This is a genomic window from Cobetia sp. 5-11-6-3, assembly GCF_013374055.1.
GTDB lineage: Bacteria > Pseudomonadota > Gammaproteobacteria > Pseudomonadales > Halomonadaceae > Cobetia > Cobetia marina.
Genome location: NZ_BLWJ01000009.1, coordinates 82,237 through 107,761, shown reverse-complemented (window position 1 = coordinate 107,761; position 25,525 = coordinate 82,237). Strand labels below are relative to the sequence as shown.

Here is a 25,525-nt window from a genome sequence, read left to right as displayed (position 1 = left end):
CGGCGGTTTTTCATTGTCGGCGGGAAGGGGCGGGGGAGATCAGAACGCTTCGATGGCGTTGCGGTAGTCCTTGAAGTCCTCACGCCGCGCATTGATGCGATTGGCCAGCGCGAAGTCGTCTGCCTTGCGCGCCGCCTCATCGGCCAGTTTCAGCTGGGCGAAGGCACTGTCCATGCGTCCCTCGAGCTGCTCGAATTCCGCCCGGTACAGGAAGGCTTCGGCCTGATGCCCGCTGCGGCCACTGGCCTCGGCCGCCAGATTCCAGACCTTGGGATCATCGGGATGTTCGCGGCGCATGTCTTCCAGCTGTTGGCGTGCGCTGGCGGGGTCCTGCTGCAGCCTGACCTCGGCAAGTGCCAGGCGTGTCGGCAGGTAATCCGGCTGCAGGCGCAGCAGGCGTCTGGCGCGTTGCGTGGCCTCGTCATAGCGACGTGCATCCCGGGCGACCTCGATGGCACTGGCGCTGATCAGGGTGAGGTCGGGATGCTTGTCGTGCAGGCGGTCCAGCGCCGCGAGGGCGCTGTCGATCTCGTGATTCTCGGCGGCCGCCAGTGCCTGGTAGTAGGCGATGGCATCCGGATCGGCTGAATCCTCACGCAAGGTCACCAGCCCCTGGGAGGGCTGGCTCAGGTTGAGCGCCAGCAGGGCACGGGCGCGTATCATCTCGTAGGCCAGCGTGCCCAGCGGATCAGGGGTCGCGGTCTCCAGGGCATCGGCACGCGCCTGGGTGTCACCGATACGTGCTTCGGTGACCGGGTGCGTCAGCAGGAATTCCGGCGCGTTGCTGCCCTGCAGGCTGGCCATGCGCTGCATGGCGCGAAACATGCGGGGCATGGCCTCGGGGTCGAAGCCGGCACGCGCCAGCGCCTCGATGCCGACACGGTCGGCCTCCTGTTCGAAGCGGCGTGAGTAGGCCAGCTGATCCGAGATCGCCGCCGCCTGGGTGCCGGCCATGGTCGCGAGACCGGCCGAGCCGCCACCGCCGGCCGCGATCACCATGCCGGCGAGAAAACCGGCCAGTGTCGGCAGGCGAGTTTCAGCCTGACGTTCCATGTTGCGGGCAAAGTGATGCTGGGAGAGGTGGCCCAGCTCGTGGGCGAGCACCGAGGCGAAGGCGTCGCGGTCCGGCGCGAAGGCGAACAGCCCCGTATTGACGCCGACCACGCCGCCGGGCACGGCGAAGGCGTTCAGCTGACTGCTGGCCACCAGGGTGATGATGAAGTCATTGCGGTCCAGCTCACTCCAGGGCGCCAGCTTGCGAACGATGCCATTGATCCAGTCCAGCGTGATAGGGTCATCCCATTCACGCACGTGGGCGCGGAACTGGCGCAGCCAGGCGCGTCCGATACGATATTCATCGTTGCTGGAAATGCCGCCGCTGGCGCTGCCCAGATCCGGCAGTCCATAGTCGTTCTGCGCCACGGCGGAGGGGCTGGCCAGGGAGGCACCCATCAGCGTCAGGCTGAGCAGCAGGCTGGACAGGGTGACGCGTGTGGTGCGTGCGTGACGAACGCGACCGCTCAAGGGGGACAGCAACGACATGCAGGCAATCCTCTTCAATAAGGTGCAAGGCACAGTCGGCCCGCACGACACATGAAGTGAGCCGGACTGACCTGGCGACCCCTCACTCTCAGGGGGTGGCGGGGCGGAAAGTTGCTTTGTCAGGCAAGGTGCCCTTAAATCGGGGCGTTTTCAAGCTGCACCCTTCATGCGTGTGGCAGAACATCATAACGAGAACGGAAGGGCAGATGGCATTCGAACGACCTGGCGCTGAGACTGCGAATCCGACGGCTGATTCCACGGCCGATACCCACCTGACAACGCTCGATGCGCGCGGCCTGCACTGTCCGTTGCCGCTGCTGCGCACCAAGCTGGCACTGGCTGGCATGAGTGCCGGCGAGCAACTCGAGGTCCTCGCCAGCGACGCCGGTGCCTGGGGCGACATCCCTGCCTATCTGGCGCTGAGCGATCACGCGCTGGTCTCGCGTGAAGAGACGGCCGCGGGTGATTATCGCTTCGTGATCAAGGCGCTCACGGAGGATGACCCCTCATGACCATGAAGACCCTGTTGCGTGGCTGGTTGGAGCGCTATTTCTCCGATGAGGAGGCGGTGGTGCTGTTTCTGGTGCTGGTGCTGGTCTTCGCGGCCGTCATCTGGCTGGGGAGCATGCTGGCGCCATTCTTCACGGCCTTGATCGTCGCCTTCCTGCTGCAGAGCGGCGTGAGCTTTCTGGAGCGGTTCGGCTTGCCGCGTCTGGCCGCCGTCAGTCTGATGACGCTGGTGTTCATGGGCATCATGCTGGCCAGTGCGCTGATCCTGTTGCCGCTGGTCTGGCATCAGCTGGCCAATCTGATCCAGGAGATTCCCGGCATGTTCGCCTCGGGTCAGCGCTGGCTGGGCGAGTTGCAGCAGCGCTTCCCCGGCCTGATCACGCCGGAGCAGGTCCAGCAGTGGGTCGGCGCCGCCGGGCGTGAGCTGACCCAGTTCGGGCAACGTGCGGTGTCCCTGTCGCTGGCGTCGCTCGGCAACCTGATGGGCGTGGTGATCTATCTGGTGCTGGTGCCGATCCTGGTGTTCTTCATGCTCAAGGATCGCGAGCGGCTGGTGGAGTTCACGCTGGCATTGCTGCCGCGCAAGCGCCTGCTGATGAGTCGGGTGTGGAACGAGATGGATGACCAGATCGCCAACTTCGTGCGCGGCAAGGTGATCGAGATCGTCATCGTCGGTGGCGTCAGCTACGTCACCTTCGTCATCTTCGGATTGCCGTACTCGGCGCTGCTGGCCATCGTGGTCGGTTTCTCGGTGCTGATTCCCTACATCGGGGCGGCGGGGGCGACCCTGCCGGTGGCCGCCGTGGCCGGTTTCCATTTCGGGCTGGGCGATACCTTCATGTACGTGATGATCGCCTACGGCATCATCCAGGCACTGGATGGCAACGTGCTGGTGCCGTTGCTGTTCTCGGAGGCGGTCAATCTGCACCCGGTGGCGATCATTCTGGCCGTGCTGTTCTTCGGCGGGATCTGGGGCTTCTGGGGCGTGTTCTTCGCCATCCCGCTGGCCACGCTGATGAAGTCGCTGCTCTACGCCTGGCCGCGTCGTTCCCGCGCCGAGGCAGGCCTGCCCGAAGAAGAAGTGCAGGGATGAGCGCATGTCCCGGGCCTCGTCCCGTGTCGCCTGCATGAAAAAGCCCCGCCGATCGGCGGGGCTTTTTCATGGGCGAGTGGCGGCGTTTCACCGCCATGGCCCTCCAGCAGGACCCTTGCGCACAGGCAGGCCTTGACGCTCGGGGCTGGCAGCCTTCCGGCGAGCATCACTTGCCGGCGTCGAGCTCGCGGGCGGCGTCCAGCACTTCCTCGACATGGCCCTTGACCTTCACGCCACGCCATTCGCGCGCCAGGTTGCCGTCGGCGTCGATCAGGAAGGTGGAGCGCACCACGCCGAGACTTTCCTTGCCCATGAATTTCTTCATGTGAATGACGTCAAAGATCTTGCACAGGGTCTCGTCCGGGTCGCTGATCAGCTCGAACGGGTAGCCCTGCTTGGCCCGGAAGTTCTCGTGGGTGCGCAGGCTGTCGCGGGAGACGCCGAGAATCACGGTGTTGGCCGCTTCGAATTCCTTGAGGTGGTCGCGGAAGTCACCGCCTTCGGTGGTACAGCCCGGCGTGTGGTCCTTCGGGTAGAAATAGATGACGGCTTGCTTGCCCTTGAGGCTCGCCGGGGTGACTTCGGTGTCACTGGTGGCTTGTGCGGTAAAATCGGGAATTGGCTGACCGAGGCTGACGCTCATCGTGCTCTCCTGGCGATGACTGACGGCCATGTGGCGGCTGACAGTGTGGAATGAGGAAAAAAACCGGCAGTCATGGGCATCGCGCTTGCCCGGTTCTGCGGTATGTCCTGCATTACACGCAGGGCGCCCGAACTTGTCAAAGACGGGGCAGAACTCTTGTGTTTCACCGCCTTGGCGACCGGCGTCATCGGGCCCGTCCGGCGTGCATCTGTCCCGTGGACAGGCGAGGGAATCCATCGCTTTGCACAACCGGTGCAGATGGCGTCTGTACAGGCTTCGATGGTCTTTGTAACATCATCACCCTTGGCGCGACTCGCGTGTCGGCGTGCCCACGCAATCAGAGTCCTGCGTCAACCAATCTATGTCAGATGTCTGTCCCCGGGATCTGCTGTTTCAACAGCACAGGGACACGCCTGGCGCATCAGGCACCAGAGGAGAATTCGAGGGATGATCACAGGTAGCATTGTCGCACTGGCGACCCCGATGAAGGCCACCGGCGAGATCGACTGGGACGCCCTGCGCCAGCTGGTCGCCTTCCACCTCGAAAATGGCACCGATGCCATCGTCGCCGCCGGCACTACCGGCGAGCCGACCACCATGTCCTTCGCGGAGCACTTCGATGTGATCCGCTGTGTGGTCGAGACGGTCGCCGGCAAGATTCCGGTCATCGCCGGGACTGGCGCCAACGCCACCTCCGAAGCCGTCGAGCTTGCCCGTTATGCCAAGGAAGTCGGTGCGGATTACTGCCTCTCCGTGGCGCCGTACTACAACAAGCCGACCCAGGAAGGGCTCTATCAGCACTTCAAGGCCGTCGCCGAGCAGGCCGGCATTCCGGTCATTCTCTACAACGTGCCGGGTCGTACCTGCTCCGATATCTACAACGAGACGGTCTTCCGCCTCGCCGAGCTCGACAACATCGTCGGCCTCAAGGATGCCACCGGCAATCTGGAGCGTGGTCAGGAGCTGATCGACCGCCTCAAGGGCACCGATTTCGCGCTCTACTCCGGTGATGACCCCACGGCCTGCGACTTCATCCTGATGGGCGGCCACGGTGACATCTCCGTGACGGCCAACGTCGCACCGCGCCTGATGCACGAGATGTGCGCCGCCGCCGTCGCCGGCGATGCCGAGCGTGCTCATCAGATCAACACGCGCCTGATGCCGCTGCACTCCGCGATGGGTGTCGAATCCAACCCGATTCCGGTCAAGTACGCCATGCATCGCATGGGGCTGGCACCGGAAGCTGGCGTGCGTCTGCCGCTGACCTGGCTGTCCGAGCAGTATCACTCCACGGTCGATGAAGCGCTGCAACTGGCCGAGGTGCTCAACTGATGAGTCAGCGTCTTGTGCCACTGGCCCTGCTGACGGCTCTCGCGGTCGCCGGCTGCTCCAGTGATGGTTATTACTATGACCGCAACAGCGAGTATGCGGACGCCAGCATCGCGCCGCCGCTCGAGCTGCCCGAGACACGCAATCGCGCCGAGTATCAGGACTCGATGCCGGTGCCACAGGCCAGCAGCGATTTCCTGGCCAGCGATGACTTCGAGGCGCCGCGTCCGCAGCCGCTGGCGACCAGCGAGAAGGGACAGCGTGAATTCGTCGCCCTGCGTCAGAGTGGCGATGCCCGCTGGCTGGCGGTGAATGCCGCGCCTGCGGCGGTCTGGACGCGCCTGCAGACCTTCGCGCGTGACCAGCAGCTGGACGTGCAGAGCATCGATGCCGGCAAGGGCGAGATCACCACCAGCCAGGGCGTGATCAGCGTCAATCAGGGCCTGCGTGCCGACGCCTCTGAAGTGCGTTGTCAGCAGGGCGGTGACGTCTCCGGCAGCTGCCTGAACGCGCTGCGTGGCTATCTGGCCGCCTCGCCTGCAGACAGCGGTGTCTCGCTGGCGGCGCAGTCGCTCAGCCGTGACGACCGGGTCCGTCTGGAAGGCCGTGACGGTACCTGGCAGATCGACCTTGCACTGGATACCGAGCGCAGCTGGGCCGAGCTGCTCTACCAGCTGCAGAAGAACTTCAACACCGACTACCAGAAGCTGGTGGATCAGAACCGCTCACGTGGCGAATTCATGGTCAACTACATCCCGCGGGAAGATCGCGACGGTGGCTGGCTGGGGATCGGCGGGGATGGCGAGCCGCTGCCGATGGTGCTCACGCTGCGTGGCGAGCAGGATCATACGCTGGTCACAGCCAAGCGCGCCGACGGTGAAGAGACCACGCCTGCACTGGCCCGCGAGCTACTCGACGCCGTGGCGTCGACGCTGCGCTGAGCATGCTGCTTGATGCGTCTGCCGCCTCATTCGACCTTGCGTCGGATGAGGCGGCTGCGTTCTCGGCGCCGGCCCGCAGCGGCGTGATGTCGATGGCCTCGCTGGGCAGTGGCAGCAAGGGCAACGGCACGCTGATACGCACGCGCGAGGCGCTGGTGCTGGTGGACTGTGGCTTCACGCTCAAGGAGAGCGAGGCGCGTCTGGCGCGGCTCGGGGTGCATCCTTCGCAGCTGGATGCCGTGCTGGTCACCCATGAACATGGTGACCATCTGGGAGGCATCGGGCCGCTGGCGCGCCGTCATGGTGTGCCGGTGCATCTGACCACGGGCACCTGGCTTGCCGGCCGCGCGAAGAAGCTGGGCACGTTGCCGAGCCGTCATCTGATCACGCCGCAGCAGGAATTCGCGATCAAGGATCTCGAGATCCTGCCGGTGACCGTGCCGCATGATGCACGTGAGCCAGTGCAGTTCGTGTTCAGCCGACGTGGCGAGACGGCCACGCGGCGTCTGGGCGTGCTGACGGACCTCGGTCACGTCAGCGAGCACGTGCTGAGCTGCTTTGCCGACTGCGATGGTCTGGTGCTGGAGTTCAACCACGACCCGCAGATGCTGGCCAGTGGCCCTTATCCGCCCAGCCTCAAGCGGCGGGTCGGTGGACGGCTCGGCCATCTGGCCAACGCCCAGGCCTGTGCCGCGCTGCCGTATCTGGGGCTGGAGCGCCTGCAGCGGCTGGTCGCCTCGCACCTGTCGGAGAGCAACAATCATCCGTCATTGGCCCGGGAGGCACTGGCCCCCTGGCTTGCGGATGACGATAGCCGCCTGATCATCTCCGCGCAGGACAGCGGCTTTGGCTGGCAGGCCATAGCCTGATACTCATGACGCCCGGTCGCTTCGCGATCGGGCGTTTGTGATTCTGGATGAGCTGACCAGATGGACAGCTCTCGAATCACGCCATACACCAACGCCACGGTCCTTCTCGACTGGGCGTGACAGACTCAAGCGTGATCGATTCATCGTCGACCGCCTCAACACTCGACGCGACTAGCGTCATCAGGGGGAATCTCATGGAAAAGCGTGAAGAGCTCTACGCTGGCAAGGCCAAATCCGTCTTCGTCACCGACGATCCGGATCTTCTGCTGCTGGAATTCCGCGACGATACCAGTGCCTTCGACGGCAAGCGTATCGAGCAGCTGGACCGCAAGGGCATGGTCAACAACAAGTTCAATGCCTTCATCATGGAGAAGCTCAAGGCGGCCGGTATCCCGACCCACTTCGAGCGTCTGGTCAGCGACAACGAGTGTCTGGTCAAGCGTCTCGACATGATGGCGGTGGAGTGCGTGGTGCGTAACATCTCCGCCGGCTCACTGGTGCGTCGTCTGGGTGTCGAGGAAGGCCTCGAGCTCAATCCGCCGACCTTCGAGCTGTTCCTCAAGAACGACGAGAAGGGCGATCCGATGATCAACGAATCGCTGGTCGAGACCTTCGGCTGGGCAGAGCCCAAGCACCTGGCGCGCGCCAAGGAACTGACCTTCCAGGTCAACGACATCCTCAAGCAGCTGTTCCTCGATGGCGGCATCCTGCTGGTCGACTACAAGCTCGAGTTCGGTGTCTTCAAGGGTGAGGTCGTGCTGGGTGACGAATTCTCGCCGGACGGCTGCCGTCTGTGGGATGCCGAGACGCGCGAGAAGCTCGACAAGGACCGCTTCCGTCAGGGGCTGGGCGGCGTGATCGAAGCCTACGAGGAAGTCGGCCGTCGTATCGGGATCGATTTCACGGCGTGAGCATGGCGTGAGGCCGCCGCCTCACTCACGATGCACGCATGAACGAGACGACCCTCCTGCCAGTGGCAGGAGGGTCGTCTCGTGTCAGAGGTTTGCATGTGCAGAGGTTTGCATGTGCAGAGGTGAAGCGGTACGGAGGCGTTACCCGTGGCGCAGTCTCGCCAGCTCGATCACCTGCTGTGCGACACTCGCCAGCGCGTGATCCTGACCTTCGTCATCCAGGCTGCCATCCTCGCGAAAGGCACTGCCTGCCCGGGATACCGCGATCTGCTGGGGCGCGACCAGCATGCCGAGGTTGTTCAGATAGAGTCGCACGAACGGCAGGGCGCGCATGCCGCCCATCCCGCCCGGGGACGCCGAGACGATGCCTACCGGCATGCCGCGCAAGGCATCCATGCCGCTCTGGCCTTCGGTGTCCGGACGCGACAGCCAGTCAAAGGTGTTCTTGAGCAATGGGCTGAAGAAGCCATTGTATTCCGGGGTGGCCAGCAACAGCCCCTGATGGCTGGCAAACAGGGCCTGCAGACGGTCTGCACTGGCAGGACGCCCGTTGGCTTCTTCGCTGTCCCCATCGTAGAGCGGCATCGGGAAGTCGTTGAGGTCGAGCAGGTTGATCTCGGCTCCCTGATCACCGGCCAGATGGGCGAGGCGAGTGATCAGGCGCCGATTGACGGAGGCCTTGCGGGTACTGGCGGCAAAGGCAAGCAGACGAATACTCATGCGACGGACTCCCGGTGGAACACGTGAAGATGCTGGAATGCACGCCCAGTATGGTCAGGAGTCGTGACGGTTCGCCAATGCAATCTGGCATTGTCCTGATCTGGCGCCGCTCTCTCGTTCAGCTGGCCACGATGGCGGCGACCTGCATCGTCAGGCTGCCGTCGGGTTGGGTGTACGCCGTGAAGCGCACATCCACGTCCACCAGCTGTACGCCATATTGACGCTTGCCATCGGCAGTCTTGGCGGCGTGGTAGGCGGGGCGCGGGTCCTGGGCGAGCACTTCCTCGATCAGCGCGCGCAGCGTGGCACTGTCGGAGCGCTGTTCAAGCTGCTGTTCGGCCTCGTCACTGAACATGACGGCATGGCGTGGCGGCGGGGCAGGCGCGTAACCGGCACGTGCCTGGGGCACGGCATCGACCCACGGCAGATAGGGCTTGATGTCCATCACCGGCGTGCCATCCAGCAGGTCATGGCCGCGCAGCAGCAGGCGCACGCCGCTGTGCCTGCCCGTCTGTCTGCCCCCCGGCCTGTCGCTGGCGCCTGTCTCGACGCCTGCAAGCTCGACCACCGACTGGCCCAGTCGGTTGGGGCGATGGGTACTGCGCGAGGCGAACACGCCGGTGCGTGCATTGCCACCCAGGCGTGGCGGGCGGATCAGCGGCGTCCAGCGTGTGGGGCTGGCGTGGAACAGGAAGTGGATCCACAGGTGGCTGAAGCCGTCGATGTCGCGCACGCAGTCCGGGTCATCGAAGGGCGGCAGCAGGTGCAGGATGGCGGTGGCATGGCGTGCCAGACCCGGCTGGCGGGGAATGCCGAACTTGTCCGGGTAGCAGCTCTCGATGATGCCCACCGGCTGCATGGTCTGTTGCCCCAGTGCCATGGCCTGCTCACGCAGATGAGGGGGCAGCTGCGGCATGCGCCTGGCCAGTGCGGCATCGCTCATCGGGCGCTCGGCCGTGTCGGCGGTCGAATGGGGGCTGGCGGGCTGATCGGAAGAGGACATGGCAAGACCGTGGCAGAGGCTGAAGTGATGACGGGGCAGGGTGTCGTGTGACATCCCGGGCCGCCATGATGCCATGCTCGTCGTCGTACGGCATGACTGGTCTCGCCGGGCTGGCTTGTGTAGTCTGCCGCGAGAGCAGTGCCCAGCGGCACTGAGTCGTGATGCTGGCGTCGGAGCGAGAGCGCTCCACGCGATTCTTGAGGGCCAATCAGACCATGTCAGACCCCATCGCCATTGCCGCCACCGCCGATGGCCTGCAGCCGACGCTGGATCTTGATCATCTGGCGCAGGCGAGCCAGCAGTTGATCGAGGCCGGGCGCGCACTGGACGCTGCCGGTCAGGTGCCCGCCACGGGCGGCAACTTCTCCTGTCGCCTCAGTGATCGCCTGATGGCGGTGACTGCCTCGGGCTGCCACAAGGGCCGCCTGACCAGTGGCGATATCCTGGTCAGCGATTTCGCCGTCAGGTTGCTGGGCACATCACGCAAGGCCTCGGACGAGGCACGCCTGCATGGCCAGCTCTACGAGGATCTGCCGCAGGCGCAGGCGATTCTGCATACCCACTCCAGGGCCGCCACCGTGCTGTCGCTGTGTCATGAGGGCGACACCCTGAACCTGGAGGGCTTCGAGCTCAACAAGGCCCTGGAAGGTATCAAGAGCCATGAGACGCCAGTACGTCTGGCGGTGTTCGACAATACTCAGGACATCGATGCGCTGGCGCTGGACGTGCGGGCCCGCCTCAAGGCGGATGCCGGCCTGCATGGCTACCTGATTCGTGGTCATGGCCTCTATACCTGGGCCAGCAGCATGACGGCCTGCCGCCGGCATGTCGAAGCGCTCGATTTCCTGATGGGCTGTGAACTGGAACTGAGGAGACAGCGATGAGCTTTCTGGCCATCTACGCCGAACAGGACGCCTCGCGTCCACAGTTGATCACGACCGATGGCGCGCGGATCGCCAGCGAACTCGAGGCCGAAGGCATCCGCTTCGAGCGCTGGACGGCGGGCTGCGAGTTGCGTGATCCCACCGACCAGGCTCAGGTGCTGGCGGCCTATGCCGACGATGTCGCGCGTCTCAAGCTGGAAAACGGCTTCGTGACCGCCGACGTGATCGGTCTGACGCCGGATCACCCCGAGCGGGAAGCGCTGCGGGGCAAGTTCCTCGATGAGCATCGCCACGCGGAGCACGAGGTGCGCTTCTTCGTGCGCGGCAGCGGCATCTTCTACCTGCATCTGGGTGAGCGGGTGCTGGCGGTCGGTTGCGAGAAGGATGACCTGATCGCCGTGCCGGCCGGTACCGCGCACTGGTTCGACATGGGACCGACGCCGGACTTCACCGCCATCCGCCTGTTCACCAATCCGGAGGGCTGGGTCGCCAACTTCACCGACAACGACATCGCCGCCCGCTTCCCGCGTCATGAAGCGCTGGCGGAACACTTCACCCAGACTGCCGCCCCGCATTCCCAGGAGTCCGCATGATTCGCGCCATCGTCACTGACATCGAGGGCACCACCGGCTCGATTCGCTTCGTGCATCAGGTGCTGTTCCCCTATGCGCGCGCCAATCTGGGCGATTTCCTGCGCGCCAATGCCGAGCGCGACGATGTCGCCGAGCAGCTGGCAGCCACCCGTGAGCTGGCCAAGGCGCCCGAGGCAGACCTCGAAACCGTGATCGGCATCCTGGAAGGCTGGATCGATGCCGATCGCAAGGCCACGCCACTCAAGGCCCTGCAAGGCATGGTCTGGGCGAAGGGCTACGCGGACGGCGACTTCACCGGCCATGTGTATCCCGATGCCGTGAAGGGATTGCGTGACTGGAAGGAACGCGGGCTGTCCCTGCATGTCTATTCTTCAGGCTCGATCCAGGCGCAGAAGCTGCTGTTCGGTCACTCGGATGCCGGGGATCTCACACCGCTGTTCGCGGGCTACTTCGATACCACGACAGGGCCGAAGCAGGAGGCCGAGAGTTATCGTCGGATTGCCGCGCATCTGGGCCTGCCGGGTGCCGAGATCCTGTTTCTGTCCGATGTGGTGGCTGAGCTCGATGCCGCCGCGGCCGCCGGCTTCCAGACCTGGCAGCTGGTCCGTGAGCCCGGCATGGTCACGGGGGATCACCCTCAGGCCAGTCGCTTCGATGAAGTGTCCTTCAGCGGGTGAGAGGCAGTCGCTGATCAGACGTCTCTCGACACCCTCTGCGCCACCGCGAGTCAGCCGCATTCCCGAAAGCGAATCGCCCCGTCCCGGGGCACAAGGAGGACCTACGATTGCACAGCCAGACCGATAGCCGCGCAGCAGCCTCGCGCATCAGCATCGTGACCGCGCAGCCGCGCCACGCCGCGGATCAGGCCGAGGTGTTCTATCAGGCCGTGATGCAGGGAGCGGCCAGTCACTATGATCTGGCGCAACGCCAGCAATGGGCGTCCCGTGTGCCCAGGGATGCCGAGCGCTGGGCGGCGCGCCAGCATCGCTTCGAAGTGCTGGTGGCCGAACGGGACGGGCGCTGCATCGCCTTCTGCGAGTATGCCCCTGAATGGCCGCTGGCCCGGATCGAGATGCTCTACGTCTACCCGGGGCTGACCGGGCAGGGGATAGGCACCCGCTTGCTGGAGGAGGCCGAACAGGACCTTCGCCGACGCAAGGTGCGGGTGGTGAGTCTGGAGGCCAGTCTGATGCTGTCGCCAGGGCTTGCACGCCGCGGCTGGGAGAGTCTGGGGCTTGAGCACGTCAAGCGAGGCAGCATCTGCCTCAAGCGCGAGCGCTTCGAGAAACGTCTCGACGAGTGACGCGTGCGTCACGGTGATATCGGACATGAAGACGCCCCCACCGGTCACCCGGTGGGGGCGTCTTGCGTTCGACAGGGTAACGGACCTGGCTGGCGATCAGGCCATGGTATCGACGATACCGCCTTCCACCCGCAGCGCGGCACCTGTCGTGGCACTGGCCTGCTCGGAGGCCGCGTAGACGCTCATGTTGGCGACTTCCTCGGGGCTTGCCATGCGCTGGAGGATGGAGGTGGGGCGGGTCTGCTGGACGAAGTCGGCCTCGACCTCCTCAAGCGTCCTGCCTTGCTCCTCGGCGTTCTTCTTGAGCATCTCGAGCACGCCCTCGGAGCGGGTCGGCCCCGGCAGGATGGCGTTGACGGTGACCTGCGTGCCGGACAGCACCTTGGCGAGCCCGCGTGAGACGGACTGGACGGCGGACTTGGTCATGCCGTAATGGACCATCTCGCTGGGGATGTTGAGCGCCGACTCGCTGGACAGGAACTGGATGCGCCCCCAGTCGCGCTCCTTCATGCCGCGCGCATAGTGGCGGGACAGGCGTACCGCCGACATCACGTTGACTTGGAAGAACTGCTCCCAGGTGTCGTCGTCGGTCTCGAAGAAGTCCTGTGGGGCGAAGATGCCGACATTGTTGATCAGGATGTCGGTGTTCGGGACGGTCTGGATCAGCGTGTCGCAGCCTTCGCGCGAGCCCAGGTCCGCGGCCACGCCCTGTACCTTGCTGTCAGGGACATCACGCTTGAGCTGGGCGATGGCGTCATCGACACGTGCCTGGGTACGGCCGGTCAGGGTGACGCTGGCACCCGCGCGGGCGAGTCCCGTCGCGATGGCAAGGCCGATGCCGGCGGTGGAACCACTGATGATGGCGCTGCGTCCGTGTAGATCAATCTGCATGCAACCTCCTTCACGGCAAGCGACGGCGTTCGCACACGATGGCCTGGCACCTGGGTGAGTGCCGGGACAACGGTCACGAATCGGCTCGCTGCTGTCATCTGGATGTCCTTGTTGCGTGGCGGTGCCGGGCGCGCAATGCAAGGGGCAGCGCCGGTGCGGATCAGATCTTGCGAAGGTGCATGTGACGCAACAGGCCGCCAGGCCCGAGGTCGCGGTCTTCCATGCGCTGTATGGCATGCCCTTCCAGCAGGCCATCTAGAGGCACGCTGAGATTGGTGGCCAGCAGGCGGGCCAGCGGATTGAGCAGCCGCCGGATCACCCCGGCTGGCTGCTGACCGCGCAAGCCCTTGTCGAGCAGGGACATCTCGCCGTCCGATGCCAGCACGCGCAATGCTTCATCGAAGGCTGTCTGCGGTTCTGGCACGACCGCGAAGATCAGGTGGGCGATCACGACGTCAAAGTGGCCATCGGGAAAGTCGAGTGCCATGGCATCGCCCAGCTTGACGTTGGCATCGAAGCCCAGCGCCTCGGCGCGCTCGCGGCAGCGGCGCAGCATGGCGGGCGAGGCATCGACCACCTCAAGCTCGATGTCACGGGGCAGGAAGGGCAGGTCGAGCCCGGTACCGCCGCCGAGCAGCAGCACGCGAGTCCCGGCTTTCAGGTCCAGTGTCGCGATGGCGTCTCGGCGTGCCGAGCGCAGGACACGCGCTGCCACGCGGTCGTAGATCGGTGCGTAGAGGCTCCAGCGGCGGGTCTGCCAGCGTCCGCCTGACACCGTGGAGGCGGCAGGCGGACGCTGATGAGGAGATGGCGAGGACATGGGGCGCCTCCCTGGCGGTATGGCAAGGCGTCATGAAGATGGGCCGGCGTCACCGGTGGCATCAGCAGGACAGGAGCTGACCAGCAGGAAGACACTCACCTGTCATCTGGCTAGCGGGTCTCGACAGTGTAGATGCGCATCGATAGGTCGATGGCCGTCACGTCCTTGGTCAGCGCGCCGATCGAGATGCAATCCACGCCGGTGGCGGCGATGCCGGCCAGGGTGCTCTCGTTGACGTTGCCCGAGGCTTCCAGCACGGCTGGCTGGGCATGCGCCTTGTTGCGCGCGACGGCCTCGATGAGCTGATCGTTGTTGAAGTTGTCGAGCATGATGACGTCGGCACCGGCATCCAGCGCCTGTTCCAGCTCCGCGAAATTCTCGACTTCCACTTCGCAGGTCAGGTCCGAGGCGATATCGCGTGCTTCACGGACGGCGGCCGCGATGCTGCCACAGGCGGCGATATGGTTTTCCTTGATCAGGAAGGCGTCATACAGGCCGATGCGATGATTGTGGCCGCCCCCGCAGCTGACGGCGTATTTCTGGGACACTCGCATGCCGGGCAGCGTCTTGCGGGTATCCAGCAGACGCACGCCGCTGCCTTCCACGAGTGAAGCGTAGTGGTGGGCGCGGGTCGCGGTACCGGACAGCGTCTGCAGCAGATTGAGTGCTGCGCGCTCTCCGGTCAGCAGCGAGCGAGCGGGGCCTTCCAGCTCAAGGAAGGGCGTGTCGGCCTCGAGTCGGTCACCATCGCTGGCCAGCCACTTGAGACTGACACGCGAGTCGAGGCGACGAAAGAGCTCATCCACCCAGGGCACGCCGCACAGAATGGCCGCCTCACGGCTGATCACCCGGGCCTTGGCCCACTGTCTTTCGGGAATCAGCTCGGCGGTGATGTCGCCACCGCCAACATCTTCGGCGAGCAGGCGGGCGGCGCTGGTGCGGATATCCTCGGCGAGGGCGTCGTGGAAGTTCATGCGCGTCTGATCCTTGTGCAAGAAGTGCTGCCGGAGCTGGTATCGCGCCGCAGGAAGCCCCCCGACACAGACCCATGGCTGCCGAGCATGCCATAATGTGCGCCATTATAGGAAAAGCCGCGCGGGCGGTCAGTCCCTGTGTGCGATACCGGTGCGATATCTCGCCTGACGGTGCACCGGGCCGGCAGGGTCACGATCAGGCCGTCATGAAACTCACGCCCCGCGTGCAATGTCGTTCCCGTCTGGAGTCATCGATGCCCCCCTCGTCTTCCTCCCCATGGTCGGGCCAGCTGGCGCGACTGGCCGTCACCCCTGAGCACTGGCTGGAAAATGCCCGTCAGGTGCCGTCGCCCAACCACAATGCGCGTCCCGAGGGCGAGGTCTCGGCATTGGTGCTGCATTCCATCAGCCTGCCACCGGGGCGCTTCGGGGGGCCGGCCATCGAGCAGCTGTTCACCAATCAGCTCGACCCCGGTGCCCATCCCTACTTTGCCGACATTCATCATCTGCGCGTCTCGGCGCATGTGCTGATCCAGCGTGATGGTCGTCTGGTGCAGTTCGTGCCCTTCGATCGTCGTGCCTGGCATGCGGGGCGGTCGCGCTGGCATGACGGAGCGCGTGAGCGCGTGGAGCTCAATGACTTCAGCATCGGCATCGAGCTCGAGGGCGATGAGGTGCACCCCTACCGCGAGGTGCAGTACCGGACGCTGGCACGGACGGTCGCCGGCCTGATGGCCCGCTACCCGGCGCTGACCCGTGAGCGCATCACCTCGCATGCGCGGATTGCGCCGTTGCGCAAGACGGATCCTGGTCCCGCCTTTGATTGGGCTTACTTCGATCGCCTGCTGGACGACATTCAGGACTAAGGTCGCAAGTGCCTCGCGATGGTGCAATGCAGCATGCAGGGGCCGGATTCCGGTCAGGGAGCGTAGCCACGGGGCGCGTTGGTAGTTTTATTACAAGACGTGCTCCAGGCGACGGCTGGCATGCGGCGGGAAATCCCGCTCGGCACTGGCCGAGACCCGCACGGCCACGGCGGTGCCAGTCCATGGCGCACGGCTGCGCAGCCATGCGCACCGAATTGGCACGGGGGGGTGTTTGCGGTATCTTTCACGCCAAATGACTGCATCTTGTGCCCTGCTTTGACGCACGAAGCACAACGCATCTGGCAGCCGGAGTCTCCGGTTGCCGCGGTTTTATCGGAGACGCGGCCCACTCAGAAGGCTGTGCCCACACTGAAGAGCGCCACTGGTTCCGATGTAGCATTTCGTCGGAACAACTGACAAAAAATTTCTTCACTCGGAGAGACGTCTATGAGTCTGGAGGCAAGAGAAGATCTCGATCCGATCGAAACCACGGAATGGTTGGACTCCCTGGAATCGGTTCTGGATCGTGAGGGTGAGGATCGTGCCCAGTACCTGATGTCACGCCTGGCCGACCGCCTGCGTCGTGATGGCCATCAAGTACCCTTCTCGGTGACCACGCCCCATCGCAACAGTATCCCCGTGCACCGCGAAGCGCGCATGCCGGGCGACCTGTTCATGGAGCGTCGTATCCGTTCGCTTATCCGCTACAACGCCATCGCTCAGGTGATCCGCAACAACCGTGCCCACAAGGGCCTGGGCGGTCACATCTCGAGCTTCATGTCCAGTGCGACGCTTTATGATGTAGGTTTCAACCACTTCTTCCGTGCACCGGAAGGCGATTTCGAAGGTGACCTGCTGTATATCCAGGGCCACGTGGCACCGGGTATCTATGCACGTTCCTTCCTGGAAGGTCGTCTCAGCCAGGAGCAGATGGACAGCTTCCGTCAGGAAGTCGACGGCAATGGCCTGTCCTCCTATCCGCACCCGTGGCTGATGCCGGATTACTGGCAGTTCCCGACCGTCTCCATGGGTCTGGGCCCGATCCAGGCGATCTACCAGGCGCACGTCATGAAGTACCTCAACTCGCGTGAGTTGAAGTCCATGTACGACCGCAAGGTGTGGTGTTTCATGGGTGACGGCGAGTGTGACGAGCCGGAATCCCTGGGTGCCATCTCGCTGGCGGGTCGCGAGAACCTCGACAACCTGATCTTCGTCATCAACTGCAACCTGCAGCGTCTTGATGGTCCGGTGCGCGGCAACGGCCGCATCATGGACGAGCTGGAAGGCGTCTTCCGTGGTGCCGACTGGAACGTGCTCAAGGTCACCTGGGGGCGCTTCTGGGATCCGCTGTTCGAGCAGGACAAGAAAGGCATCCTGCAGAAGCGCATGGACGAGGCGGTCGACGGCGACTACCAGAACTACAAGGCCAATGGCGGCGCGTACACGCGTGAGCACTTCTTCGGCAAGTACCCGGAGACGGCCGATCTGGTCAAGGACATGTCAGACGACGACATCTGGCGTCTGAACCGTGGTGGCCACGACCCGTACAAGGTCTACGCGGCGTATCACGAGGCGGTCAACAACGCCAATGGTCGTCCGACCGTCATCCTGGCGCACACCGTCAAGGGTTACGGCATGGGCATGGGCGATGGCGAAGCGGCCAACGAAGCCCACCAGGTCAAGACCATGGAGCACGAAGCGCTCAAGACCTTCCGTGATCGCTTCGGTATCCCGCTGACCGACGAGCAGCTCGAGGAAGTGCCGTACTACAAGCCGGCGGACGACAGCCCGGAAATGAAGTACATGCACCTCATGCGCGAACGTCTCAACGGCTACCTGCCGCAGCGTCGCACCGAGTATGAAACGCTGGAAATCCCGCCGCTGGACGACAAGATCTTCGCGTCCCAGCTCAAGGGCTCCAACGGTCGCGAAGTGTCCACCACCATGGCCTTCGTGCGCGTGCTCAACGGTCTGGTCAAGCACAAGACCCTCGGCGAGCGTGTCGTGCCGATCATTCCTGACGAAGCGCGTACCTTCGGCATGGAAGGCATGTTCCGTCAGCTGGGCATCTACACCGCGGCAGGCCAGAAGTACGAGCCGGTCGACAAGGGTCAGATCATGTATTACCGCGAGGACCAGAAAGGTCAGGTCCTCGAGGAAGGTATCTCCGAAGCGGGCGCCATGTCCGCGTGGGTGGCGGCGGCAACGTCCTACGCCAACCACAACCTGCCGCTGATGCCGTTCTACGTCTACTACTCGATGTTCGGCTTCCAGCGCATCGGTGATCTGGCGTGGGCCGCGGGCGATCTGCAGGCACGGGGCTTCCTGGTCGGTGGGACCGCCGGGCGTACTACCCTGAACGGTGAAGGTCTGCAGCACCAGGATGGCCACAGCCATATCCTGGCCTCGACCATCCCGAACTGCCGCACCTACGACCCGACCTACGCTCACGAAGTGGCGGTCATCGTGCAGGACGGCATGAAGCGCATGTTCGAGCAGCACGAGCCGGTCTTCTACTACCTGGCGGTGATGAACGAGAACTACGAGCAGCCGGAGCTTGAAACGGTGCCCGCAGACGACATCATCAAGGGCATGTACCTGCTCAAGGAAGGCGCGAAGGACGGCAAGGCACGCGTTCAGCTGCTGGGTTCCGGCACCATCCTGCGTGAAGTCGAAGCCGCTGCCGTGATGCTGAAGGACGACTACGGTGTCGATGCCGACATCTGGAGCGTCACCAGCTTCAACGAGCTGCGTCGCGAAGCGCTGGAACTGGATCGTCAGGCCTTCCTCAAGCCGGAAGAGACCCCGGCCAAGCCGCACATCACCCAGTGCCTGGAAGGACGTGACGGCCCGGTCGTGGCGGCCACTGACTACATGAAGCTGTTTGCTGACCAGGTTCGCGCCTGGGTGCCGGCTGACTATCACGTGCTCGGTACCGATGGTTTCGGTCGTTCCGATACCCGCGAGAAGCTGCGTCACTTCTTCGAAGTCGACCGCAACTTCGTCACCGTCCAGGCCCTGAAGGCGCTGGCGGATCGTGGTGAGATCGACCGCAAGGTGGTCGCGGAAGCGATCAAGACCTACGGCATCGACCCCAACAAGCCGAATCCGCTGAGCGTCTGAGCGGAGATCGCGGAACAGGCGAGCGGCACTCCATCCTCGACATCAAGATGATGCGAAGGTGATTCGGGTGTCGCTCCCCGTGCACGTTTTGGAAGGAGCACGATCTTGAGCAGCGAAATCATCAAGGTTCCCGACATTGGCGGTAGTTCCGATGTCGAGATCATCGAGATACCGGTGGCGGTCGGAGATGTTATCTCCGCCGAAGACACCATGATCACTCTTGAGTCCGACAAGGCCAGCATGGATGTGCCGGCACCGAAGGGCGGCAAGGTGGTGAAGATTCTCGTCAAGGAAGGCGACACCGTCTCCGAAGGCGACGACATCCTGGAGCTGGAAGCGGAAGGCGGTGGTGACACCTCCTCTGACGCTTCTGACGAGCAGGAAGCGCCGAAGGAAGAGGCTCCCAAGCAGGAAGCGTCTGAGCAGCAGGCGCCGAAAGAGGCCGCTGCTGCACCGAAGGCCGCTTCCGGTGGTACCCGGACCGTCGACATCGTCGTGCCGGACCTGGGCGACTCCGAGGCCGTGCCGATCATCGAGATGGCGGTCTCCGAAGGCGACGAAGTCGACGCCGAGGATGCGCTGATCACGCTTGAGTCCGACAAGGCCAGCATGGACGTCCCGAGCCCGCACAAGGGCAAGATCGTCAAGCTGACCGTCAAGGAAGGCGACAACGTCGCGTCCGGTGATGTCATCGGTCAGATGGAAATCGCCGGTGAAGGCGGTGACAGTGCGGCGGAATCAGCGCCGGCGGAAGAATCCTCCGCGTCTGCGTCTGCGTCTGAAGAGACCGCCTCTGAAGCGCCGGCTGCCGAAGAAGAGCCGGCCTCCGGTGAGCCGGAGCGCAAGGAATTGCGTGTCCCGGATCTCTCCGGCAGCGACAGCGTGCCGATCATCGAGATGGCCGTGGCCGTCGGTGATGAGGTCAACGAGGAAGACGCGCTGATCACGCTGGAATCCGACAAGGCGACCATGGACATCCCGAGCCCCTACAAGGGCAAGGTGGTGGAGCTTTCCGTCAAGGAAGGCGACACCGTGTCCGAGGGCGACCTGATCGGTTACCTCGAGGTCGCCGGTGCCAAGCCTGCGCCGAAGGCTGCCAAGGCGGAGGCTCCGGCCGCGCCCAAGGCAGACAAGGCCGAGCAGAAGCCTGAGCCGACACCGGCCGGTACGCCGAGCCCGGAAGCCCAGATGGCGGCCCACAAGCCGAGCAAGGGTGCCAAGGTCCACGCAGGGCCTGCGGTTCGCCTGCTGGCGCGTGAGTTCGGTGTCGATCTGGCGGACGTCTCCGGCAGCGGTCCGAAGGGCCGTGTGGTGAAGGAAGATGTCCAGGCCTACGTCAAGCAGATGATGCAGAAGGCCAAGTCCGCACCGGCAGCCCCTGCCGCGCAGGCCACCGGCGGTGCCGGTATCCCGCAGGTGCCGGATCAGGACTTCAGCCAGTTCGGTGAGATCGAAGAGTCGAAGATGGGCCGTCTGATGAAGGCGGGTGCCACCAACCTGCATCGCAGCTGGCTCAACGTCCCGCACGTGACCCAGTTCGATGAAGCCGACATCACCGAGCTCGAGGCCTTCCGCAAGTCCATGAAGGCCGAGGCGGAAGCGGCAGGCGCCAAGCTCACGCCGCTGCCGTTCATGATCAAGGCGGCTGCCCACGCGCTGGCCAAGTATCCGCAGTTCAACGTCAGCCTCAAGTCTGACGGCGAGACGCTGGTGCACAAGAAGTACGTGCACATCGGTATCGCGGTGGATACGCCGGACGGTCTGATGGTGCCGGTGATCCGCAATGCGGATCAGAAGAGCCTGCTGGAGCTGGCCCGCGAATCCGTGGAGCTGGCCAAGAAGGCGCAGACCAAGAAGCTCAAGCGCGAAGAGATGACCGGTGGTTGTTTCACCATCTCGAGCCTTGGCTCCATTGGGGGTACTGCCTTCACGCCGATCGTCAACACGCCGGAAGTCGCCATCCTGGGTGTCTCCAAGGCGCAGATGAAGCCGGTGTGGGATGGCGCTGCCTTCCAGCCGCGTCTGATGATGCCGCTGTCACTGTCCTACGATCACCGTGCGGTGAACGGGGCGGATGCGGCACGCTTCACGGCGTATCTGGCTCAGGTGCTGACCGACGTGCGTCGTCTGCTGCTCTGATCCGTACCTTGCATGACAAGGGCAGGTGCCAGATGGCCTGTCGACAGAACGGCCTCCTTCGGGAGGCCGTTTTTTTGTGCATGTCCGTTGGCGTGGCAGGGCGGCGACAGCTGTTGCTGCCCTGCACAACATGCGATGCTTCACGCCAACCTGCCGCGATCTGCCGCATCGTGCTGGCACTCCCCGGGAAGGCCGGTTCTCGCAACACACAAGGAGCAAGACAATGGAATGGTTGATGGACCCTTCGGCATGGGTGGCTCTGGCGACCCTGACCGCGCTTGAGATCGTGCTGGGCATCGACAACATCATCTTCCTGTCGATTCTGGTCGCGCGCCTGCCCGAGGCTCAGCGCCAACGTGGCCGCATGATCGGTCTCGGCCTGGCGATGGGCATGCGCATCGTGCTGTTGATGTCGTTGTCGTGGCTGATGTCACTGACGACACCGTTGTTCAGCGTGCTGGATTTCAGCTTCTCCGGGCGGGATCTGATCCTGGTCTTCGGGGGGCTGTTCCTGCTCGGCAAGAGCACCCATGAGATCCATGCCAACCTCGAGGGTGAGGACCCGGCGGAAGAGGGCGCGAAGAAGGGCGGTGCCAGCTTCATGGCGATCATGGTCCAGATCGCGTTGATCGATATCGTCTTCTCGCTGGATTCGGTGATAACGGCGGTGGGCATGGTCGACCATCTGACGGTGATGATCATCGCGATCGTCATCTCGGTGGGCATCATGATGGTGGCGGCCAAGCCGATCGGTGATTTCGTCGATCGCCACCCGACCATCAAGATGCTGGCCCTGTCCTTCCTGATCATGGTCGGCATGATGTTGATGGTCGAAGGCTTCGGCGTCCATGTGCCCAAGGGCTACATCTACGTGGCGATGGCCTTCTCGCTGGCGGTGGAAATGCTCAACATCCGGCTACGCGGCAAGCGGGCCAAGGCGGTGCGGCTGCGTCGCAGCAGCCAGGCGGAAGAGGTCGCCGAGTGAGGTCATGACCCCCAGGCCATGACGCCTGAACCCTGAAATGAGTGGAACCCTACCATGACGCCCCTGCGACCGAGTGCCGCGGGGGCGTCATGCCATCGTGAGGCTGGATCACGAGGCGCTGCACGCGCCGATCGCCTCGTCCGTCATCAATGAGCCAAAACAGTGCCAAGGGGCGTCATGCGCGCCTTTGGTGTGCTTGTGCGATGGCCGTGTGAGCGGTATCGTCAGCCCTTGCGTTGCATAGCGATGACATAATGAGATCGTCAGTGCGTGGAGAGTGTTCGTCACGCCACCAGTCGGTCCGCTTCCTGTTTCATCCTGGTCGCAAGCCGCTCGAGGCCCCGTGGCTGTCTCCTTCACTGTCATGTCGATGGGGAGACACTGCGCAGGTCAGCGCGTGAGCCGAGTCGTCTTGAGCGCTCGGCGGCCAGAGCGCCTCGGATGGCCATCTGCCGTCGAGGGCAGGGCACACAAGCCCGGATGACCCATTTACACCTGTTTCACGCTTTTCATTTGCACACTCAAGGAGCAGTACCGATGCGTTTGATCCTGTTGGGCGCCCCCGGCGCCGGCAAGGGCACTCAGGCCCAGTTCATCTGCGAGCGTTTCAACATCCCGCAGATTTCCACCGGAGACATGTTGCGTGCAGCGGTCAAGGCCGGCAGCGAGCTGGGGCTCAAGGTCAAGGAGATCATGAATACCGGCGGGCTGGTGTCCGACGAGATCATCATCGCTCTGGTCAAGGAACGCATCAGCCAGCCCGACTGCGAGAACGGCTTCCTGTTCGATGGCTTCCCGCGCACCATTCCGCAGGCTGACGCCATGAAGGAAGCGGGCGTGAAGCTGGACCACGTGGTCGAGATCGCCGTGGCGGACGAGGAAATCGTCAAGCGCCTGTCCGGTCGTCGTGTGCACCCGGATTCCGGTCGTGTCTATCACATCGAGTACAACCCGCCGCGCGAGGAAGGCAAGGACGACGTCACTGGCGAAGCCTTGATCCAGCGTGAAGATGACCGTGAAGCCACGGTGCGCAACCGTCTGTCCGTCTACCATGAGCAGACCGAGCCGCTGGTCGAGTACTACTCCAGCTGGTCTGCCACTGGCGATGCCCAGGCACCGGCCTACCATCGCATCGAAGGCATCGGCTCCGTCGATGACATTCGTGCCCAGCTGGTCAGCGCGCTGGAGCAGTGAGTCGCGTTGCCTGAGACGGCATGAGGACTATGGCGCCGCCATGGCCCGCATGATGTGCTCTTTCGGTATCAAGCGCCTTGAAAACGCCCGCAGGCTTTGTCTGCGGGCGTTTTCTTTGGTCGCGAAAGCGAAATGGCGTGTTGCGACAGACCCCTTCTGCAGCGCAGGTTCGCGGCCTGTGGCACGACTGACGCACAGCGCCGACACCTGCCGTGGACACCCTGCGTCTTTTGCTGCTAGCGGGGGACGGGTAGAATCGCGTCACATTTTTCTGATGATGAACCGCCCATGACCACGCTTCTGGCCATTGATGCATCCTCCTCCGCCTGTTCCGTTGCCCTGTGGCAGGACGGCGTTGTTACTGCCGAGCGCTGTGAAGCTCCCCGTCAGCATACCCAGCTGATGATGCCGATGATCGAGACGCTGCTGGCAGACGCCCAGCTGACGTTGAAGGACCTGGACGCGCTGGCCTATGGCCACGGCCCGGGTTCCTTCACGGGCCTGCGCATCGCGGCTGGCACCATCCAGGGACTGGCCTTCGGGCTTGAGGTGCCGGTGATCGGTGTCTCGACCCTGGCGGCGCTGGCGCTGCAGGCCCATCGCCATCACCACGCCCGTTTCGTGTTGCCGATGCTGGATGCCCGCATGGGCGAGCTTTACACCGGCGCCTATCGTGTGGCGACCTCCGCCGAAGGTGAGGTCGAGGTCAGCCAGCTGCTGCCCGAGCAGGTCGTGGCGCCGGGACTCGTGGAGTTGCCCCAGGAGCTTCGTGAGCACGACTGGCTGGCCATCGGTTCCGGGCTGGTCATGCACGATGCGCTGCCGGAAGCCTTGCGCGCCAGCATCGTGCAGCGTCTGGAGGCACCGCAGCCGGATGCCGAGGACATGGTCATCCTGGCGGCGCAGGCCTTTGCGCGCGGCGAGGCAGTCGCTGCCGTCGAGGCGCAGCCTGTCTATCTGCGCAACGAGGTGGCATGGCGCTGATGGCGCCAGGGATCGCCATCCTCTCGCGTCAGTCAGGTGGTCTGCCAAGGCTGCCGTAAGGTTTCAGCATCACACTGCGGCCCCCTGATGTCGGTCGCGCATCGGCTGACAGGGAACCGTTCTGTCATCACCGCACCTCGCAGTGCCACAGGCGATGTCTTTCGTCCGTGTGGGCCATTGAGGCCCGTTACTCTTAAAAGGATGTTTCATGGAACTCATGCACGTGGTGGCGTTGGCCGTCATTCAAGGTCTGACCGAATTTCTGCCGATTTCCTCCTCCGCTCACCTGATCCTGCCCTCCCAGGTGCTTGGCTGGCCGGACCAGGGACTGGCCTTCGATGTCGCGGTCCATGTCGGTACTCTGCTGGCCGTGGTGATGGCCTTTCGCAAGGATGTCGTCAATATCCTCGCTGGCTGGTTCGGACAGTTCAGCGGTTCTGGCGGGCTTGCGGCGCGTCAGACCGACGACAGCCGTCTGGGCTGGGCGGTATTGCTGGCGACGCTGCCGGCCGTCGTCTTCGGTGGCCTGTTGGGCGATGTGGTGGAAACGGCCGGGCGTTCGACTGCCGTGATCGGCACGACCACCATCGTCTTCGGTCTGCTGCTGTGGTGGGCGGATGCCAAGGGCACGCGCACGCGGGATCTGGCGACGCTCACGCTCAAGGGGGCGTTGATCATCGGTCTGTTCCAGGCATTGGCACTGATTCCGGGCACCTCGCGCTCGGGCATCACCATCACTGCCGCACTGCTGCTGGGATTCGAGCGTCAGAGCGCCGCGCGCTTCTCCTTCCTGCTGTCGATTCCGCTGATTCTCGCGGCGGGCTCACTCAAGGGGCTGGAGCTGATCGAGACCGGCAGTGAAGCCCAGCTGTTCGATGTCGGACTGGGTGTGGTGCTGTCCTTCGTCTCGGCGCTGGTGTGCATCAAGCTGTTCCTCAAGGCCATCGACAGCATCGGCATGTTGCCCTTCGTCATCTACCGTCTGCTGCTGGGCGTGCTGCTGTTCGGCATGCTGTTGCTGTAAGTCGCGTACGGCAGGTTCAGTCTTTCTCCGACGGCGTCGCTCTTGCGGCGCCGTCGGCGTTTCTGTCAGCCTTGCTTGCGCTTATCATGTCGCCTTTGTGCTGGTCTTTCGCGAGTCCCAGCGTCTCTTCATTTCCATAGAGCCCGTTCATGCTGCCATCCGATCCCCTCGCTCCTTCCTCTGA

At 64.0% G+C, this 25,525-nt stretch carries 24 protein-coding genes; 17 read left to right on the top strand and 7 right to left on the bottom strand.

Annotated elements, in window-relative coordinates; genetic code table 11:
* Nucleotides 1–39 precede the first annotated feature (39 nt).
* The gene (locus HXS66_RS14790) at nt 40–1,542 is read right to left on the bottom strand and encodes a M48 family metalloprotease (protein ID WP_136939651.1); all 1,503 of its coding nucleotides are present in this window, start codon (nt 1,540–1,542) and stop codon (nt 40–42) included.
* 206 nt (nt 1,543–1,748) lie between these two features.
* Between HXS66_RS14790 and HXS66_RS14785 the strand changes: the two genes are divergently transcribed.
* Both HXS66_RS14785 and HXS66_RS14780 read left to right on the top strand, forming a co-directional pair.
* Entirely contained in the window at nt 1,749–2,054 is a 306-nt protein-coding gene (locus tag HXS66_RS14785; protein ID WP_077380174.1) for a sulfurtransferase TusA family protein, read from the top strand.
* Nucleotides 2,051–3,145 carry an AI-2E family transporter gene (locus HXS66_RS14780; RefSeq protein WP_084207883.1) on the top strand — a complete coding sequence of 365 codons (1,095 nt, stop codon included), beginning with the start codon at nt 2,051–2,053 and terminating at the stop codon, nt 3,143–3,145. The genes HXS66_RS14785 and HXS66_RS14780 overlap by 4 nt, the downstream gene beginning before the upstream one ends.
* A gap of 166 nt (nt 3,146–3,311) precedes the next feature.
* On the opposite strand, the gene HXS66_RS14775 is transcribed toward HXS66_RS14780, so the two are convergent.
* Nucleotides 3,312–3,788, bottom strand: coding sequence for a peroxiredoxin (locus HXS66_RS14775; protein WP_077380170.1), 477 nt, complete (start codon nt 3,786–3,788; stop codon nt 3,312–3,314).
* 447 nt (nt 3,789–4,235) lie between these two features.
* Between HXS66_RS14775 and dapA the strand changes: the two genes are divergently transcribed.
* The 4 genes from dapA to purC all read left to right on the top strand — a co-directional run bounded on the left by dapA (nt 4,236) and on the right by purC (nt 7,838).
* Nucleotides 4,236–5,120 carry a 4-hydroxy-tetrahydrodipicolinate synthase gene (gene dapA, locus HXS66_RS14770; RefSeq protein WP_176503946.1) on the top strand — a complete coding sequence of 295 codons (885 nt, stop codon included), beginning with the start codon at nt 4,236–4,238 and terminating at the stop codon, nt 5,118–5,120.
* Nucleotides 5,120–6,058 (top strand): hypothetical protein, encoded by a 939-nt coding sequence (locus HXS66_RS14765; RefSeq protein ID WP_077380166.1) that lies wholly within the window; start codon nt 5,120–5,122, stop codon nt 6,056–6,058. The genes dapA and HXS66_RS14765 overlap by 1 nt, the downstream gene beginning before the upstream one ends.
* A gap of 86 nt (nt 6,059–6,144) precedes the next feature.
* On the top strand, nt 6,145–6,927 hold the full coding sequence (locus tag HXS66_RS14760; protein ID WP_077380224.1) for an MBL fold metallo-hydrolase: 783 nt from the start codon (nt 6,145–6,147) through the stop codon (nt 6,925–6,927).
* A 194-nt stretch (nt 6,928–7,121) separates the two neighbouring features.
* Complete coding sequence (gene purC / locus HXS66_RS14755) at nt 7,122–7,838, top strand: phosphoribosylaminoimidazolesuccinocarboxamide synthase (RefSeq protein WP_077380164.1); 717 nt, start codon at nt 7,122–7,124, stop codon at nt 7,836–7,838.
* A gap of 141 nt (nt 7,839–7,979) precedes the next feature.
* Here the strand turns inward: purC and HXS66_RS14750 are convergent, their stop codons facing one another.
* Together HXS66_RS14750 and tsaA are read right to left on the bottom strand one after the other, a co-directional pair.
* Nucleotides 7,980–8,558: an NADPH-dependent FMN reductase gene (locus tag HXS66_RS14750; protein ID WP_077380162.1), complete on the bottom strand. Its 579-nt coding sequence runs from the start codon at nt 8,556–8,558 to the stop codon at nt 7,980–7,982.
* 118 nt (nt 8,559–8,676) lie between these two features.
* A complete protein-coding gene (tsaA, locus tag HXS66_RS14745) occupies nt 8,677–9,561 on the bottom strand; it encodes a tRNA (N6-threonylcarbamoyladenosine(37)-N6)-methyltransferase TrmO (protein ID WP_373996131.1) in 885 nt (294 codons plus the stop codon).
* 215 nt (nt 9,562–9,776) lie between these two features.
* Here tsaA and HXS66_RS14740 point away from each other — a divergent pair, with 215 nt between their 5' ends.
* The 4 genes from HXS66_RS14740 to HXS66_RS14725 all read left to right on the top strand — a co-directional run bounded on the left by HXS66_RS14740 (nt 9,777) and on the right by HXS66_RS14725 (nt 12,341).
* The gene (locus tag HXS66_RS14740; protein ID WP_136939652.1) at nt 9,777–10,445 is read left to right on the top strand and encodes a methylthioribulose 1-phosphate dehydratase; all 669 of its coding nucleotides are present in this window, start codon (nt 9,777–9,779) and stop codon (nt 10,443–10,445) included.
* Nucleotides 10,442–11,038 carry an acireductone dioxygenase gene (locus HXS66_RS14735; protein ID WP_077380160.1) on the top strand — a complete coding sequence of 199 codons (597 nt, stop codon included), beginning with the start codon at nt 10,442–10,444 and terminating at the stop codon, nt 11,036–11,038. Before HXS66_RS14740 ends, HXS66_RS14735 begins: the two co-directional genes overlap by 4 nt.
* Nucleotides 11,035–11,715, top strand: coding sequence for an acireductone synthase (gene mtnC / locus HXS66_RS14730; protein ID WP_176503945.1), 681 nt, complete (start codon nt 11,035–11,037; stop codon nt 11,713–11,715). The genes HXS66_RS14735 and mtnC overlap by 4 nt, the downstream gene beginning before the upstream one ends.
* 107 nt (nt 11,716–11,822) lie before the next feature.
* The gene (locus tag HXS66_RS14725) at nt 11,823–12,341 is read left to right on the top strand and encodes a GNAT family N-acetyltransferase (RefSeq protein WP_255303292.1); all 519 of its coding nucleotides are present in this window, start codon (nt 11,823–11,825) and stop codon (nt 12,339–12,341) included.
* Nucleotides 12,342–12,437: 96 nt separating this feature from the next.
* Here HXS66_RS14725 and HXS66_RS14720 read toward each other — a convergent pair whose 3' ends face one another.
* From HXS66_RS14720 to nadC, 3 genes are all read right to left on the bottom strand, one after another.
* On the bottom strand, nt 12,438–13,232 hold the full coding sequence (locus HXS66_RS14720) for an SDR family NAD(P)-dependent oxidoreductase (RefSeq protein ID WP_176503944.1): 795 nt from the start codon (nt 13,230–13,232) through the stop codon (nt 12,438–12,440).
* Between the two features lie 160 nt (nt 13,233–13,392).
* Complete coding sequence (locus HXS66_RS14715) at nt 13,393–14,052, bottom strand: class I SAM-dependent methyltransferase (protein ID WP_077380154.1); 660 nt, start codon at nt 14,050–14,052, stop codon at nt 13,393–13,395.
* Between the two features lie 110 nt (nt 14,053–14,162).
* Nucleotides 14,163–15,026, bottom strand: a complete 864-nt coding sequence (gene nadC / locus HXS66_RS14710) for a carboxylating nicotinate-nucleotide diphosphorylase (RefSeq protein WP_077380152.1) — start codon at nt 15,024–15,026, stop codon at nt 14,163–14,165.
* Nucleotides 15,027–15,280: 254 nt separating this feature from the next.
* Between nadC and ampD the strand changes: the two genes are divergently transcribed.
* The 7 genes from ampD (at nt 15,281) to HXS66_RS14675 (ending at nt 25,341) form a co-directional block, all read left to right on the top strand.
* Nucleotides 15,281–15,892, top strand: a complete 612-nt coding sequence (gene ampD / locus HXS66_RS14705) for a 1,6-anhydro-N-acetylmuramyl-L-alanine amidase AmpD (protein WP_084207887.1) — start codon at nt 15,281–15,283, stop codon at nt 15,890–15,892.
* A gap of 447 nt (nt 15,893–16,339) precedes the next feature.
* Nucleotides 16,340–19,015 carry a pyruvate dehydrogenase (acetyl-transferring), homodimeric type gene (gene aceE / locus HXS66_RS14700; RefSeq protein WP_077380148.1) on the top strand — a complete coding sequence of 892 codons (2,676 nt, stop codon included), beginning with the start codon at nt 16,340–16,342 and terminating at the stop codon, nt 19,013–19,015.
* 105 nt (nt 19,016–19,120) lie between these two features.
* Entirely contained in the window at nt 19,121–21,154 is a 2,034-nt protein-coding gene (aceF, locus tag HXS66_RS14695; RefSeq protein ID WP_176503943.1) for a pyruvate dehydrogenase complex dihydrolipoyllysine-residue acetyltransferase, read from the top strand.
* Between the two features lie 223 nt (nt 21,155–21,377).
* Nucleotides 21,378–22,139 carry a TerC family protein gene (locus tag HXS66_RS14690; RefSeq protein ID WP_077380144.1) on the top strand — a complete coding sequence of 254 codons (762 nt, stop codon included), beginning with the start codon at nt 21,378–21,380 and terminating at the stop codon, nt 22,137–22,139.
* A 537-nt stretch (nt 22,140–22,676) separates the two neighbouring features.
* Complete coding sequence (gene adk / locus HXS66_RS14685) at nt 22,677–23,333, top strand: adenylate kinase (protein ID WP_077380142.1); 657 nt, start codon at nt 22,677–22,679, stop codon at nt 23,331–23,333.
* Between the two features lie 288 nt (nt 23,334–23,621).
* Complete coding sequence (tsaB, locus tag HXS66_RS14680; RefSeq protein WP_077380140.1) at nt 23,622–24,317, top strand: tRNA (adenosine(37)-N6)-threonylcarbamoyltransferase complex dimerization subunit type 1 TsaB; 696 nt, start codon at nt 23,622–23,624, stop codon at nt 24,315–24,317.
* Between the two features lie 208 nt (nt 24,318–24,525).
* Complete coding sequence (locus tag HXS66_RS14675; protein WP_077380138.1) at nt 24,526–25,341, top strand: undecaprenyl-diphosphate phosphatase; 816 nt, start codon at nt 24,526–24,528, stop codon at nt 25,339–25,341.
* Nucleotides 25,342–25,525: the final 184 nt, after the last annotated feature.

Bases quoted from the DNA above. Each gene is read 5' to 3' on its own strand.
- HXS66_RS14780 (WP_084207883.1), top strand. From the start codon at position 2,051: ATGACCATGAAGACCCTGTTGCGTGGCTGGTTGGAGCGCTATTTCTCC.
- HXS66_RS14790 (WP_136939651.1), bottom strand. From the start codon at position 1,542: ATGTCGTTGCTGTCCCCCTTGAGCGGTCGCGTTCGTCACGCACGCACC.
- HXS66_RS14735 (WP_077380160.1), top strand. From the start codon at position 10,442: ATGAGCTTTCTGGCCATCTACGCCGAACAGGACGCCTCGCGTCCACAG.
- ampD (WP_084207887.1), top strand. From the start codon at position 15,281: ATGCCCCCCTCGTCTTCCTCCCCATGGTCGGGCCAGCTGGCGCGACTG.
- HXS66_RS14760 (WP_077380224.1), top strand. From the start codon at position 6,145: ATGTCGATGGCCTCGCTGGGCAGTGGCAGCAAGGGCAACGGCACGCTG.
- HXS66_RS14715 (WP_077380154.1), bottom strand. From the start codon at position 14,052: ATGTCCTCGCCATCTCCTCATCAGCGTCCGCCTGCCGCCTCCACGGTG.
- HXS66_RS14750 (WP_077380162.1), bottom strand. From the start codon at position 8,558: ATGAGTATTCGTCTGCTTGCCTTTGCCGCCAGTACCCGCAAGGCCTCC.
- mtnC (WP_176503945.1), top strand. From the start codon at position 11,035: ATGATTCGCGCCATCGTCACTGACATCGAGGGCACCACCGGCTCGATT.
- tsaB (WP_077380140.1), top strand. From the start codon at position 23,622: ATGACCACGCTTCTGGCCATTGATGCATCCTCCTCCGCCTGTTCCGTT.
- purC (WP_077380164.1), top strand. From the start codon at position 7,122: ATGGAAAAGCGTGAAGAGCTCTACGCTGGCAAGGCCAAATCCGTCTTC.
- HXS66_RS14785 (WP_077380174.1), top strand. From the start codon at position 1,749: ATGGCATTCGAACGACCTGGCGCTGAGACTGCGAATCCGACGGCTGAT.
- nadC (WP_077380152.1), bottom strand. From the start codon at position 15,026: ATGAACTTCCACGACGCCCTCGCCGAGGATATCCGCACCAGCGCCGCC.
- HXS66_RS14675 (WP_077380138.1), top strand. From the start codon at position 24,526: ATGGAACTCATGCACGTGGTGGCGTTGGCCGTCATTCAAGGTCTGACC.
- aceE (WP_077380148.1), top strand. From the start codon at position 16,340: ATGAGTCTGGAGGCAAGAGAAGATCTCGATCCGATCGAAACCACGGAA.
- HXS66_RS14740 (WP_136939652.1), top strand. From the start codon at position 9,777: ATGTCAGACCCCATCGCCATTGCCGCCACCGCCGATGGCCTGCAGCCG.
- dapA (WP_176503946.1), top strand. From the start codon at position 4,236: ATGATCACAGGTAGCATTGTCGCACTGGCGACCCCGATGAAGGCCACC.
- HXS66_RS14690 (WP_077380144.1), top strand. From the start codon at position 21,378: ATGGAATGGTTGATGGACCCTTCGGCATGGGTGGCTCTGGCGACCCTG.
- HXS66_RS14720 (WP_176503944.1), bottom strand. From the start codon at position 13,232: ATGCAGATTGATCTACACGGACGCAGCGCCATCATCAGTGGTTCCACC.
- HXS66_RS14765 (WP_077380166.1), top strand. From the start codon at position 5,120: ATGAGTCAGCGTCTTGTGCCACTGGCCCTGCTGACGGCTCTCGCGGTC.
- adk (WP_077380142.1), top strand. From the start codon at position 22,677: ATGCGTTTGATCCTGTTGGGCGCCCCCGGCGCCGGCAAGGGCACTCAG.
- HXS66_RS14775 (WP_077380170.1), bottom strand. From the start codon at position 3,788: ATGAGCGTCAGCCTCGGTCAGCCAATTCCCGATTTTACCGCACAAGCC.
- tsaA (WP_373996131.1), bottom strand. From the start codon at position 9,561: ATGTCCTCTTCCGATCAGCCCGCCAGCCCCCATTCGACCGCCGACACG.